A 12,658-nucleotide genomic window follows, 5' to 3' on the forward strand; every position below is an offset into this window, starting at 1 on the left:
AAGGGCCCAACGTATTCAGTATACGTTGGGCCCTTGAGCGAAACGATCAAAACCTGACGGAGAGTTGCAGCAACCGCTCTATTCGTCGTCGTCCTCATCCTCCATATCCAACACTTCCTGCCGCTTCTGCTCTTCCATCGCATTAACCAGGAGCATTCGGATAAATAGCGAATAGAGCGAGCCTTTCTCCAGCGTCCCACCTGGAGGAATGGCGATCTTGCCTTCCTTGATCATGCGATCCATCCAGATCTTTTGATCAGGCGCGATCAAGATCGAAAGCTCGACTAGCCCCACACGTCCCATCATATCCATAGTCCGGCCCCCTTCTATTTCGTTACATCTTTCCCATCGACATGCAGGCATTTCAGCATGCGAATTTCTTCATTGTCAACAAAACGGGAACGGCCTACGTCCTTCTGGCATAAACCCTGCTGAGCAACTTATCGCATGGAACGTTTCCGACAAATATTGCGCGTCGTGAGACATGCCCCCTGCAGCTGTCTGCTGGTCTCCCTCTGGACCATACTCTGCTTGGTCGCCATACCTCATGAGGGGCAGACTCAGTCAACCACCGCGCCGCCCTCCTCATTACCCACCACTCCGTTATCACCCGATGCCACCACCACCGACCCACGCTCCTCCTGCGATCTCTGTTGGAAGCCTGAACCACGAGCTGGGAGTACCGTCCGTCCCCATCGACCTCACCGTGAGAAGGGACTCCATCCTCATAAGAAGCCCAAAGGACTACGACGATCCAGCAGCAAAAGCTTCCGATCGATGCTTCGTCGGCAAGCCCCCACATCGCTGAGTGGTGTCGAGCGCACAGTCGACGGTCGGCAAGTCCACGTGGTCGACGGTGACACCTTTCGCTATGGGACCGAGCGCGTCAGACTCCGGGGCATCGACACGCCTGAACTCAACGAGCCAGGCGGACAGGGAGCCAGACTACGGCTGATAGAATTGCTTCGCAATGGACCGGTCCGCATCGTCCCGCATGGGCGAGATCTCTATGATCGCCTCGTGGCCGATGTCTTCGTGAACGGGCAGAATGTGGCTGAGACGCTTCGGGTAGATGGTTTCGCAAAGCCCCACTTTTAAGCCTCACAAGATCCAGCCAAAGACCCTTGGACTTATGTTGTCACCTGATAGGGAGACCTAGGTGAATTATCCGAGCATTGCAATGCAAGAAGAATCTTTCAGGGGCTAGGTCCGACAACGATGGTGTTCGAAAAAAGTGATTCCCACAGATGTGCTCTAACCCTGTCCAGACTCCAGGCATAGAGGAGATGTATCATGTAACAACATAAATCTGGCATGGGCTGAGCGCTGTGGCCAACGACGCGCTGATTGCGCCGGTGTGAGGCGTCATCTACAAAGCAATCGAGCCGGCTCCGGCTTCTTTCGACGCCTCGATTGATTCGCCGCCGCCAGGAAGAAAACTAAGAGGTCAGACCCCTTCATCTCGCGATCTGAGGATTAGGAATATCGCGTGACGTCATAATTCTACGACATCTCTATATTGATCGTGATAGAGACCACGGGCCGCGTTACCAGTATAAGAGGATCCTTGGACTTCTCTCCGGACTCGTGCCAGGATATTGAATGGCTCACATCCTATCCGCAGAATATTCGACATTCTGTCGCTTCCACGATGGTGCTAAGAGACCGGAGACAGGTTTACCAGCCGGATCCCATCCAGCCCCATGACCCCCGGATCTTTCTACTCGAACCTGCGCAGTTTTTCCGAATTCCGAGAGCTTGCACACGACCGCCATTTCTCACCTATTCCGCACGACTGGTTTATTGTAGTCACCGACGTGAAGGAATCTACGAAAGCGATTTGCGACGGACGATACAAAGACGTGAACACGCTCGGGGCAGCGTCAATTGCCACAACATACAAGGCGATGGAGGGCGTAGACTTCCCGTACGATTTCGCCGGGGACGGGGCGACGCTGGCCGTTCCACCTCATCGAATTACGGCTGTGCTCGACGCATTGGCCGCCTTGAAAGCATTGGCACAGGCACAATTCAATTTGGATTTGCGCGTGGGGAGGGTCCTGGTTTCCGAGCTGATCGGTGAAGGAGTGCGGGTCGATGTGGCCAAATTTGAGTTGGCGTCAGGAAAATGCATCGCGATTTTTCAAGGTGGTGGATTGGTATTGGCTGAAAAGAAAGTGAAACACGAGCCCGCAGCCTATGAAGTCAAGGCCTCAACGCAGAAAGACGCAACACTGGACAATCTTTCATGTCGTTGGAATGCCATTCCCAACCGCCACGGCCGCGTATTGTCCCTGCTTGTCCTGGTGCGTTTCGGACGGAGCAAGAAGGTCTACCACGACGTGCTCGAAGAGCTCGATCGCATTCTCGATGGAGGATTGGACCAAGCGAACCCGGTCAACGTACCGTCCATGACCTACAAATCCTTCTCCGAATGCGTTGCCGACGAACGGCGGTACCACTGGTCATGGATCTCATTTGCCTTCCTCGCCAGGCTCCTGGAGATCTTCCTCGCCGTCCTGATTTTCAAGTTCAAGGTTGATCCGTTGGTGATGGACCCCGCTCACTACAAAAATGCCATGCGTATCCACTCGGACTATCGAAAATTCGCCGACGTGCTTCGCGTCGTCATCGACTGCTCTCAAAAGAATGTGGATGACATACGCGCCTATCTTGCGACCCTCTATGAAAAAGGGGAGTTGTATTACGGCCTCCATGAGTCCGATAGCTCGCTCATGACCTGTTACGTCAACAGCACCGACGACGGCCAACACGTCCACTTTATTGACGGAGGGGAAGGCGGGTATGCCATGGCATCGGTCCAACTAAAAAAACAAATCAACTCCAAGGGTTTGTGACAGGCTCCCACCAGGATCGAGCAGGATGAACAACCACTCTTCACTGATTGATGTAAGAAGAGGAATGGGCGAAGCCCGTCGACTCGACGACCATCGGTCCGATCACCACGCGATAAGCCCGCAAATCACGAGATGCAGTGGAGCGACGCCGGCATCGCTGATGCCGACTGCCGATCGAATCCGGTAATTAGGACAGCACGAGAGAGTGAGGAAGGTTACGAGTGAGTTACGGCTTCTTCTTGTTCTTATCAGACGGGTTCTCGGAAAACAGCAACCATCCGAGTACGATGAATCCTATCGCGACACCGGTGATGGCGAGCCAGGTTCCGAGCTTGTCCATTTAATGACTCCTTGTGGGACCAGACTGTAGTGCGGCGACCATCGCCTTGTCGAGGCGCTTCACCTTCCCGTTGCCATCTGTTGCCGCCAGCCGTGCCGAGCCTTCGACGATCACTCGCTGACTTTCCCGTTCTCTAATCATGTGCGAACAGGTGAAGGAGGCTGCCGTCACGTCGGAGACGACCGTCTCGATGACCAGCGTATCGCCATAACGAGCGGAAGACCGGTAATCAACCTCGGCATGTACCACGACAAATACCGTGCCTTCTTTCATAAGCCCGGCCACTGACAATCCTCGTTCTTCAAGATACTGTGTCCGCGCCCGCTCAAAGTATTTGAGATAGTTCGCGTAATACACGACCCCGCCGCAATCGGTATCCTCGTAGTAGATCCTGACTTCCATCTACAGAGCCAAGACTGGAAACTTCGGGAGCGACGCCTCATGCACCCCTGTGAGTCTCAACGCGACGTCATACAACTGCTGGACCCGCTCGGCCTTGACCGGCTCGAAGCCATGACCGAGGACGGCATGGCTGGCCGCGTCGAGCAGCGGCTTCATCGTTGGCCATTCACGCAAAAAGGCTTGGCCCATCTGATCGCCCAATCCGGCCAGCGTACGAAACTGTGCCTGCAACGGCAGTTTGTACTTGCCGTCGAGATCTTCCACCCAGCACGTCCGGCAGGTTTCTCGTAGCGCCTCAGGCAATTGCTCCGGCAGCACGTCCCAGGTTTTGATCTGGTGCTGCTTGAACAGTTGTCGTTGGGCAAAGGCTTCGAGCGCACGAACCAACGAGACCATCGCGATCTCCGGATCATGCGCGCCACGCAGTCGCCGACCGGCATGGGCCAGCAAATCGATAGGCTGCATGTCTTTGACCGGAGCAGGATCGAGCACGAGCCTTTCCAGAAATCCCGCATTCGCTTTGATCGGGGGAAGGACCGCGTTGAGTCCTGGCGGTCCGCCCCACAATGCCGCCATTTCGAAAGCCTTCACGGCATGCTTCAGCTTCTCCCAGGCCTGACGGTACTGGAATCGCTCCCAGAGATCGTAGCCATCTGCCAGATCTGCAAAGGCGCGATAGAGCGGCTTCTGCCCCCCGCTCACCCTAGCTTCGAGCTCGCGAAACAGCTTCGCCGATGCGGCAAACAATCCCCGATTGAACAGCTCGCAGCCCTCGCGGCGCGAGACCGAGGCCGCTTCATCCCAGGGATTGCCCTGCGTCCAGAGAAACGGCTGTCCGGCGATATCGATCCGATCCTCTTCCTGTCCCTCTCGCGCCGGCACGAGCGAGACGATCCGCGAACTGAGAGACAAGGTGGCCAGCGTGAGCGCACCCGCCATGGCCGGAGTCGCCCCGGTTACATCGACGACGAGCTCGCCTGGCTGCACATCCCACGTATGCAACATCTCAGGGAGCGCCTGGGCGAGCGCCCGATAACAGCCGACAAAGTCGTCGGTCTCCGCCAGGACCACCCAATCCCACCGTCTGGGCATATGTTCAATTTTCGGTTGGACGTCGGCTTCGACGAGGGCTTTCGCCCCTTCCGGCAACACAAAACAAAGCGAGTCCGGCTGCAGACGATTAATCGAGTAGACCGCCGCCGCCGTATGGCCGGTGAGGGAGATCACTAACGCTTTCACTGGTTGGTCATGCGCCATTGGGCGCGGACTATACCACAGGACGGCGCAAATTCCTTCCGGCTTCATGCCCTGCCTTCGCCGAAACGGCTTCGCGCAGGCAGGTCGCATCGCTCAAGGCCCCACCCTCCGCATCGGCCGTTCGACCGCCCCATCAGTCTTCGCCTCTCTGAGCCATCGATTCATGATCACGCAACGTGCGTTCTGCTTGACGGTCTCCGGAAACACGCTTAGCAGGCTGTTGACAAAGGCCGCCAGCGGCGTTCTCGCGGCGCGCAGAGGCTCAACGTACTGCGGAGAGTACGCTTCGCCTCTCCGTTTGCTGCGGCCTTGCTGGACGGCCTTTCTGAACAGCCTGCGACGACGTCTGCCAGCAGCTGCAACTGTTCTGACATGCGTATCTCTGCAGTGGCTTGGTAGTTTGTGAACAACCTGTTAGACTTTCCTGACGCGCGACATCCTCACAACTCTTTCGAATACTCAATGAGGTCTCTCGATGATCTGGTGGTATTGGATGTTCTTCGGCCTCGTCCTGCTCGGCCTCGAAATGGCCACGCCCGGGGGCTTCTATATTATCTTCTTCGGACTGGCGGCTCTGATCGTCGGCAGTCTCACCGGCCTGGGATTCGCCCAAGCGGAATGGCTCCAGTGGTTCTTGTTCTCAAGTCTCGCGATCCTATCCTTGCTGGTGTTCCGCGGACCGTTATTGGCCTGGATCAACAAACAGGACAAGGACCTGCCTGCCGTGGACTCACTCGCGGGAGAAAGCGCGATCCCCATTGAAGACTTGCTGCCAGGCGCTACCGGCAAGGCTGAGCTGCGCGGCACCTCCTGGACTGCCCACAATGCCGGGACGGTCCCTTTGACAAAGGGTCAGCGATGCACCGTCAAGCGGGTCGAGGGACTCACCATCTGGATATCGGCGGATTAAGCAGGGGAAACCCGGAACGAACACGAAGGAGTGAATGATGACCGAAGGACTCTTTATCATGCTGGTCTTAGCCTTGCTTGTGTTGATCGTCGTCGGCAAGACCGCCGTCGTTGTGCCACAGCAAAGCGCCTATGTGGTCGAGCGACTCGGCAAATACGCCGCCTCACTAGATGCAGGGTTTCATATCCTCCTCCCCTTCATCGACCGTATTCGCTATAAACATTCGCTCAAGGAAACGGCCATCGACATCCCCGAGCAGGTCTGTATTACCCGCGATAACGTGCAGGTGTCGGTGGACGGCATCTTGTACCTCAAGGTCTTAAACCCTCAGCGCGCGTCGTACGGCATCAGCGACTATAATTTTGCCCTGATCCAACTGGCGCAGACCACGTTGCGAAGCGAGATGGGCAAGATTGAACTCGACCGGACATTCGAAGAACGGACGAACATCAATATCCAGGTCGTCAACGAACTCGACAAGGCCTCAGATCCCTGGGGCGTCAAAGTCCTCCGGTACGAAATCAAGAACATCACTCCCCCGAAGGGCGTGTTGGACGCCATGGAAAAGCAGATGCGGGCGGAGCGGGAGAAGCGGGCGGTGATTCTCACGTCCGAAGGCGAACGCGACGCAGCCATCAACCAGGCCGAGGGCGAGAAGCAACAAGTGATCAAAGCCTCCGAGGCCAAGAAACAACAACAGATCAACGAGGCAGAGGGGGCGGCATCGGCCATCCTCGCCATTGCGCAGGCCACGGCTGAGGGACTGCGCAAGGTCGCAGAGACGATCCAGATCCCGGGCGGTCAGGAAGCCGTTCAGCTGCGCGTGGCAGAACAGTACATCACCAAGTTCGGCGAGTTGGCAAAGACGACCAACACGTTGATTCTGCCTGCGACGGTCTCCGATGTCGGCTCCATGATCGCCTTGGCGATGAGCGCCATCCGGCAGACCGGTCCCCTCACCACCATCAAGTCATAACTGGTCGATACGTCACGTTTGACAGGTGACGGAGGGTTGCCTAGAATCGCGTCACATGAAAGATCTTATACTCAGTGCCTTTGCCGACAGCGCCGCCGTCAAGCAACAGTTCGCGCGCGACTATGCCGATCGTATCGCACAAGTCGCCACGTTAATGGTTGCGGCCTTCCGCCAAGGACGCAAAGTCTTATTGTTCGGCAACGGTGGCAGCGCCACGGATGCGGCCCATCTCGCAGCTGAATTCGTCGGGCGCTATAAACGCGAGCGGGCTCCCCTTCCGGCCATCGCGCTGGCCACCGACATCGCCGCCATCACCTGCATCGCCAACGACTACGGCTTCGAGGAACTCTTTGCCCGGCAAGTGCGCGCCCATGGCCAACAAGGCGACATCGCCATTGCCATCAGCACCAGCGGTAATTCACCGAACGTCTTGAAGGGTGTGGAGGCCGCGCGGGCTTGTGGCCTCACGACCATCGGGTGGACTGGTGGAACCGGTGGAAAACTGGCCGGGCTGGTGGAATACCCCTTCGTCGTGCCTTCGACCGTGACGGCCCGCATTCAAGAAAGTCACATCACGCTCGGCCACGTCCTGTGTGAACTCATTGAGGAACAGCTCCTTGGCAAAGACTCCTGACCGGCAACGGCCCCCCATTACGACCCCGAAGCTGATCGCACCGATCAATGTGACGGATCTCACGACCTATCCGCTCAAGAAGCGGCACAGTAAGGTTCGCGTCGCCGACTTTGCCCGCCCCTGGCATCGAGGGGGCAGCTTCAGCCAGTTCTATCGCTCGCTGCCGGATATCCTCGGCGTGAAAACGTTGCGCGCGGTTGCCAAAGCCATCGCCAAGGCCCATCGCAAGGGCCGGCCGGTCATCGTAGGCATCGGCGCCCACGTCGTCAAGGTCGGGTTGAATCCGATTCTCGTGGACCTGATGCAGCAAGGAATCGTATCGGCCGTGGCCATGAACGGCGCCGGGATCATTCATGATTTCGAATTAGCGCTCATGGGACATACCTCCGAGGAAGTCGACGCAGAAATCGACGCGGGACGCTTCGGAATGGCGGAAGAAACCGGCCGCATGCTGAACGAGGCGATCGTCCGCGGTGCCCACGATCGCGAGGGACTCGGCGAATCGGTCGGCCACTACATCAACCGGCGCCAGGGGCAGTTTCCCAATCGCGAGACGAGCATCCTCGCGACCGGAGCACGGCTTGGTATTCCCGTGACTGTGCATGTCGCCATCGGGACCGACATCATCCATATGCATCCTTCCGCAGACGGAGCCGCCATTGGCGCGACGTCGCTCCTGGATTTTCGGCGGCTTGCGGCCGTCGTCTCAGGGATGGAGGGAGGCGTCTACCTCAATCTCGGCTCTGCCGTCATTTTGCCGGAAGTCTTCCTCAAGGCGGTGTCGCTGGGACGCAATTTGGGCCATGATCTGACCAACATTACGACCGTGAACATGGACTTCCTCGCACACTACCGCCCGCTGACCAACGTGGTACGGCGACCGACCCAGAAGGGCGGGAAGGGCTACTCCCTCATCGGCCACCATGAAATCATGGTGCCGCTGCTCGCCGCAGCCGTGCACGAAGAATTGGGGTAACCCCCGCCCTATGGCTCCACGCCAAGCCCCTCCAGTCACCTCACAGCAGTTGACCAAGATGTGGGTCGATCTCAATACTCGCTACTTCACCGGCCTGCTGCCTCCGATCGATCTCGTATGGAGCCGTCGATTGACCTCGTCGGTCGGTATGTTCGTGAGTCGTCGAGGCCCGAAGCCACGGCTGGATCAAGACGGGCTTCGCCCTCCCGTCACGCGTGAAATTCGCCTCTCCCTTCCCCTGCTCCAACAGGTCGTCCAGACAAGCGAGTATGGGGAGCAGGAGATCGTGAATACGCTCGCGCACGAAATGATTCACCAATGGCAGTTCGACATCCTCAAGCGGCGGCCAAATCATCGCCAGGACTTTCTGCGCAAGATGACCGAGATGAATCGAGACGGGACCCTCGCGATCACTATCTACCATTCGTTGCAGAAGGAAGTCCTCGCACTGACACGATTCGCCTGGCGCTGCCGGCAATGCGGCAGACTGTACCAACGACAACGACGGACGATTCAACCGCGGCGGCACCATTGCGGCATCTGCCGCGGAGCGTTACAAGAATTGCGGTCGGTAGGTCAGCCCCAGCTCGCGGCACCGGCACCGCCGCCAACACCAGCCCCCACTCTGTTGCAGCGAATCCAATTATCGTTTAGGTTCTAAGCAGGATGCTGAAACAATTCGCCAGCATCGTTCTCGCATCGTTCAGACCCTCAACGGGGACCCGGCCGCCTCACTAACTCGGCGGCGCGCACAGACGTGGTGCTCCTTATTCGTCGCACCGTGCGCCCCAGCGGGTACGCCTCGGCCCTTCACTCGCTACGGCCTTGCCTGTGGCGCGGCGCGTCTTGGCGCGCCGGGGTTGGGCGGGTGAGAAGTCTGAACTGTTTGAGCAACCTGCGGGAACGTTCTTCTGTTGTGCCACTAAAGTTTTCCCGCAACCTCTTAACCTCCTGTCTTGGGGATGATCCATGCGCTGGTCTCGTCAGATTCTCTTCGGAGACGTGGATGCCATGTTCGCCTCAGCCGCCGTCCTGGCAAACCCCAGTCTTGCGGGCAAACCAGTCGCCGTCGGTGGTTCCTCTCCGCGAGGCATCATCGCAGCCGCCAGTTATGCCGCCCGTGTGTTCGGCGTCCGCTCGGCCATGCCGACCGGCGAAGCCCGGCGCCTCTGCCCCGACCTTATTCTTGTCCCCCCGGACAGGCCGCTCTATCATCGGCTGCATGAACAGATGCAGGCCGTCATCAACCGACTGCTCCCCGTCACCGAATGGACGAGCATCGATGAGTTTTACGCAGAAACGACGGACATGCAGTCGCTCTATCCCGATCCGTCCAAGCTGGGCCAATGCGTGAAGGACGCGATCTTCGACGCGACGGGACTTCGTTGTACGATTGCACTCGCCAGCGGCAAGACCGTGGCAAAGGTGGCCGCGGATGCGCATAAGCCTGATGGACTGGCGGTGATCGAGCCGGGGACGGAAGCGGCGTTTCTGGCGGCGCGTCCGGTGCGCGACCTGCCGGGCATCGGACCGAAGTCTGCGGCCATGCTGAACGGGCTCGGCATCCACTGCGTCGGCGACCTGCTCGATCCACGACATGAGCCGTTTCTTCGACAACAATGGGGCACCCGCCTTCTCGCATGGCAAGAGGTGGCGCAAGGAATCGATCGCGACCCAGTCGTGGTCGATCGAGCCTCCAAAAGTCTCGGGCATGAAACGACGTTCGAACAGGACACCAGCGATCTGGCCTTCCTGGAACAGACGATCAAAAGTTTTCTCGGGACCTTGGCGCACGACCTGCGCGTGCAAGGACTGGCGGCGGGATCGTTCACCGTCAAACTCAAAGATGCCACGTTCCAAATCACCACGCGACAGCAGCAGTTTGGACATCCGCTCAATTACGATCCTGCCATGTGGCCGGCCGTCCAGTCGGCGCTCCAGAAACTGACCAAGCCGCATACCCGCTATCGGTTGGTGGGCTTGTCGCTGTCCGGCCTCGTGCCCGCGACAGGCTCGCTCTTCACACAGCGCCAAACTCAGGCAATCGCAGCCCTGGATGGACTGATCGAACGATATGGCAGTCGTATGGTTCGACTGGGTGGGATTCCGGAAGAGTAACCAGGCAGGCTCAGCTTGGACGTTGACTGTCGGACGGGCGGACCGAGTTCAAGAACGCTTCCACTTCCTGAATGACCACCGCCTGCTCCTCAGCAGACAGCTTATCCCAATGTTGCCGGAGCGGTTCAAAGTATCGCCTGATAGAGGTATAGAGACTATAGGCTTTCCCGTTTCGTTCATCCTGACTGTCGGCCATGATTCTCGTCCTTTCACATCCTCCGAGTAGGCCAGCAGTCTAGTCAATTCTCCCCGTGGCAGACAAGGGATGATTACATCTCACACCCGTGGCAACTGCGTATTCTGCTCAAAACAGCCACCGATTATGACGAAAACCAGCCACTCACAATGCGACAAACCAGCCGACCGAACTGCCCAAGCCTCAATGAGTTGTTGAATATTGATAGACTTCCCGACTCAGGTAAGGATCGGCACGAGATTGATGATTTCTCGTTTTTCTGAACGGCTGCTTCCGACCCAAACCCGACGTCTACGACCGACCGCTATCAGGTGTTCCAATCGAATGATGGCACCCTCGGTATCCCACGGGGAGTAAAAGAAAGAGCATCCATCGCCGCAGCTTCTTTACGAAGGGCGGCAGACAGCTTAGACAGATCTTGAAAGTCGGCGATGTGGTTATCCGCAGAAAGACCTGTCCTGGTAGCAGCGTGATAGCAGATGCAGATGATGAAAGCAGAAAATGATGGCTCATCGCTTCCTCCAATGACAAGATGGGTTGTTCGATCGTGACCGTGCCGTCTTCGGTGATGAGTTGATCCAGGTTGTATGGATGAGCTGGGACGGTCGGGGCGCTATGAAGAGTGGATGCACCCGAAAGACAATGAGACACCAGATTAATCAAACAGCGGATGAAGGCTCGTATGACGAAGATTCTTGTCATAGACGATGATGTCCGAGACCGAGGCCTCCTAGCTGCCGTCCTCGAGGAAAGAGGATATGAAGTTATTTTGGCAGATAATGGTGGGGCAGGGTTGACGTTATGTCACCGGCGAACTCCTGATGCTGTCGTGTTGGACCTCAACATGCCTGGAATAGACGGTCGGAGCTTACTGCAGCAATTGCGGATACTGCACCCCACCCTACCGGTCGTAGTTTTTAGTGGTCACAGCACTGACGAGGTTGAGCAAGAGATGCTGAACCAGGGCGCCACGGCCTGTATTCAGAAGGCATTTTCGCTCGATCAACTTGGGTCGGCATTGCAGGAGGTCCTACCCTCCCCCCACTCAAGCTGACAGCTGATTCGCATACAAGACGACACAGACCCACTCCAGCCAAGCGTAGCGCGAAGCGCGCACCATCTCGAATGAACGACCGCTTTCAGGCGTGAAGCTTGCCGTAGCGACTGTCGCAAATTGGCCGAATGCTGCCGGAGGCAACTGGCCATTTGCCGTCTGATTTGCGGACAGGATGAGCTAGACTGGACGCACGAGTTTACGCGGGATATACGACCCCTGCGCAAACAGGTTTTATGGACAAAGCGTTTACAATGCGATCACTTTCACACTGATCTTCTCCCTCCATACTCCCCTACCTCTTTCATCAACCGATAGCCAGATGAGGCTTGATCCAGTTTCAAACTTTATTCCCAAGTCTCATACTTTCTCACTGCCAACACTGGCGGACTATTTGAGCATCCTGCGCAAGTCTCTTTCCATCCGAGCACACAGTCGGTATGATGCAGCCATGTCTGTGAAAGTCATGACGAAAGACCAGCTGATCCCGCTTCTGCGTGCGGCGCAGGCCCGGAGCAAACGTATCGTGTTCACGAACGGCTGTTTCGACCTCATGCATGTGGGCCATACCCGTTACCTCCAGGCGGCGAGAGATCTCGGAGACCTCCTGGTCGTCGCCGTCAACAGCGATGACTCGGTCAGGAGCTTGAACAAAGCACCGGATCGGCCGATCGTCCCGGAGACTCAGCGGGCGGAAGTGGTCGCCGCTCTCAGTTCGGTCGATTATGTGGTCCTCTTCAACGAACCGAACCCCCACAGTTTGATTGCCGCCTTGCAGCCGGATGTGCTCGTCAAAGGCGGAGATTGGGCGGTGGAACGGATCGTTGGCCGCGAAATCGTCGAAGCCCGCGGCGGGGTCGTCCGTACTATTCCCTTAGTCCCTGGCGTCTCCACCACGACGCTGATTCAACGTATTCGCTCAACCTAGCAGGATGCT

13 protein-coding genes are annotated in these 12,658 nt (G+C 57.5%); 9 read left to right on the forward strand and 4 right to left on the reverse strand.

What is annotated here, in order from left to right:
• Positions 1 to 78 precede the first annotated feature (78 nt).
• Positions 79 to 312: a hypothetical protein gene (locus tag Q8N00_15840; GenBank protein ID MDP2384263.1), complete on the reverse strand. Its 234-nt coding sequence runs from the start codon at positions 310 to 312 to the stop codon at positions 79 to 81.
• A gap of 465 nt (positions 313 to 777) precedes the next feature.
• Here Q8N00_15840 and Q8N00_15845 point away from each other — a divergent pair, with 465 nt between their 5' ends.
• Both Q8N00_15845 and Q8N00_15850 read left to right on the forward strand, forming a co-directional pair.
• Positions 778 to 1,098, forward strand: coding sequence for a thermonuclease family protein (locus Q8N00_15845; protein ID MDP2384264.1), 321 nt, complete (start codon positions 778 to 780; stop codon positions 1,096 to 1,098).
• Positions 1,099 to 1,703: 605 nt separating this feature from the next.
• Entirely contained in the window at positions 1,704 to 2,858 is a 1,155-nt protein-coding gene (locus Q8N00_15850) for a DUF3095 family protein (protein ID MDP2384265.1), read from the forward strand.
• A 340-nt stretch (positions 2,859 to 3,198) separates the two neighbouring features.
• On the opposite strand, the gene Q8N00_15855 is transcribed toward Q8N00_15850, so the two are convergent.
• Both Q8N00_15855 and Q8N00_15860 read right to left on the reverse strand, forming a co-directional pair.
• A complete protein-coding gene (locus Q8N00_15855; GenBank protein ID MDP2384266.1) occupies positions 3,199 to 3,600 on the reverse strand; it encodes a YbgC/FadM family acyl-CoA thioesterase in 402 nt (133 codons plus the stop codon).
• A complete protein-coding gene (locus Q8N00_15860) occupies positions 3,601 to 4,905 on the reverse strand; it encodes a TIGR02710 family CRISPR-associated CARF protein (protein ID MDP2384267.1) in 1,305 nt (434 codons plus the stop codon). It lies immediately after the preceding gene.
• A gap of 427 nt (positions 4,906 to 5,332) precedes the next feature.
• On the opposite strand from Q8N00_15860, the gene Q8N00_15865 reads away from it, so the two are divergent.
• The 6 genes from Q8N00_15865 (at position 5,333) to Q8N00_15890 (ending at position 10,471) form a co-directional block, all read left to right on the forward strand.
• Positions 5,333 to 5,767, forward strand: a complete 435-nt coding sequence (locus Q8N00_15865; GenBank protein ID MDP2384268.1) for an NfeD family protein — start codon at positions 5,333 to 5,335, stop codon at positions 5,765 to 5,767.
• Positions 5,768 to 5,801: 34 nt separating this feature from the next.
• Positions 5,802 to 6,743: a stomatin-like protein gene (locus tag Q8N00_15870; protein MDP2384269.1), complete on the forward strand. Its 942-nt coding sequence runs from the start codon at positions 5,802 to 5,804 to the stop codon at positions 6,741 to 6,743.
• 55 nt (positions 6,744 to 6,798) lie between these two features.
• On the forward strand, positions 6,799 to 7,377 hold the full coding sequence (locus Q8N00_15875; GenBank protein MDP2384270.1) for an SIS domain-containing protein: 579 nt from the start codon (positions 6,799 to 6,801) through the stop codon (positions 7,375 to 7,377).
• Positions 7,361 to 8,353 carry a hypothetical protein gene (locus Q8N00_15880; GenBank protein MDP2384271.1) on the forward strand — a complete coding sequence of 331 codons (993 nt, stop codon included), beginning with the start codon at positions 7,361 to 7,363 and terminating at the stop codon, positions 8,351 to 8,353. Before Q8N00_15875 ends, Q8N00_15880 begins: the two co-directional genes overlap by 17 nt.
• 10 nt (positions 8,354 to 8,363) lie before the next feature.
• Positions 8,364 to 9,014, forward strand: coding sequence for a SprT-like domain-containing protein (locus tag Q8N00_15885; GenBank protein MDP2384272.1), 651 nt, complete (start codon positions 8,364 to 8,366; stop codon positions 9,012 to 9,014).
• Between the two features lie 308 nt (positions 9,015 to 9,322).
• Positions 9,323 to 10,471, forward strand: coding sequence for a DNA polymerase IV (locus Q8N00_15890; GenBank protein ID MDP2384273.1), 1,149 nt, complete (start codon positions 9,323 to 9,325; stop codon positions 10,469 to 10,471).
• 10 nt (positions 10,472 to 10,481) lie between these two features.
• Here the strand turns inward: Q8N00_15890 and Q8N00_15895 are convergent, their stop codons facing one another.
• Complete coding sequence (locus Q8N00_15895) at positions 10,482 to 10,667, reverse strand: hypothetical protein (protein ID MDP2384274.1); 186 nt, start codon at positions 10,665 to 10,667, stop codon at positions 10,482 to 10,484.
• A gap of 1,505 nt (positions 10,668 to 12,172) precedes the next feature.
• On the opposite strand from Q8N00_15895, the gene rfaE2 reads away from it, so the two are divergent.
• Positions 12,173 to 12,649, forward strand: a complete 477-nt coding sequence (rfaE2, locus tag Q8N00_15900; GenBank protein MDP2384275.1) for a D-glycero-beta-D-manno-heptose 1-phosphate adenylyltransferase — start codon at positions 12,173 to 12,175, stop codon at positions 12,647 to 12,649.
• Positions 12,650 to 12,658: the final 9 nt, after the last annotated feature.

The organism is Nitrospirota bacterium, from assembly GCA_030684575.1.
GTDB lineage: Bacteria > Nitrospirota > Nitrospiria > Nitrospirales > Nitrospiraceae > Palsa-1315.

Excerpts from the sequence above, each read along its gene's own strand:
- Q8N00_15840 (MDP2384263.1), bottom strand. The coding sequence starts at position 312 with ATGGATATGATGGGACGTGTGGGGCTAGTCGAGCTTTCGATCTTGATC.
- Q8N00_15845 (MDP2384264.1), top strand. The coding sequence starts at position 778 with ATGCTTCGTCGGCAAGCCCCCACATCGCTGAGTGGTGTCGAGCGCACA.
- Q8N00_15850 (MDP2384265.1), top strand. The coding sequence starts at position 1,704 with ATGACCCCCGGATCTTTCTACTCGAACCTGCGCAGTTTTTCCGAATTC.
- Q8N00_15855 (MDP2384266.1), bottom strand. The coding sequence starts at position 3,600 with ATGGAAGTCAGGATCTACTACGAGGATACCGATTGCGGCGGGGTCGTG.
- Q8N00_15860 (MDP2384267.1), bottom strand. The coding sequence starts at position 4,905 with ATGAAGCCGGAAGGAATTTGCGCCGTCCTGTGGTATAGTCCGCGCCCA.
- Q8N00_15865 (MDP2384268.1), top strand. The coding sequence starts at position 5,333 with ATGATCTGGTGGTATTGGATGTTCTTCGGCCTCGTCCTGCTCGGCCTC.
- Q8N00_15870 (MDP2384269.1), top strand. The coding sequence starts at position 5,802 with ATGATGACCGAAGGACTCTTTATCATGCTGGTCTTAGCCTTGCTTGTG.
- Q8N00_15875 (MDP2384270.1), top strand. The coding sequence starts at position 6,799 with ATGAAAGATCTTATACTCAGTGCCTTTGCCGACAGCGCCGCCGTCAAG.
- Q8N00_15885 (MDP2384272.1), top strand. The coding sequence starts at position 8,364 with ATGGCTCCACGCCAAGCCCCTCCAGTCACCTCACAGCAGTTGACCAAG.
- Q8N00_15890 (MDP2384273.1), top strand. The coding sequence starts at position 9,323 with ATGCGCTGGTCTCGTCAGATTCTCTTCGGAGACGTGGATGCCATGTTC.
- Q8N00_15895 (MDP2384274.1), bottom strand. The coding sequence starts at position 10,667 with ATGGCCGACAGTCAGGATGAACGAAACGGGAAAGCCTATAGTCTCTAT.
- rfaE2 (MDP2384275.1), top strand. The coding sequence starts at position 12,173 with ATGTCTGTGAAAGTCATGACGAAAGACCAGCTGATCCCGCTTCTGCGT.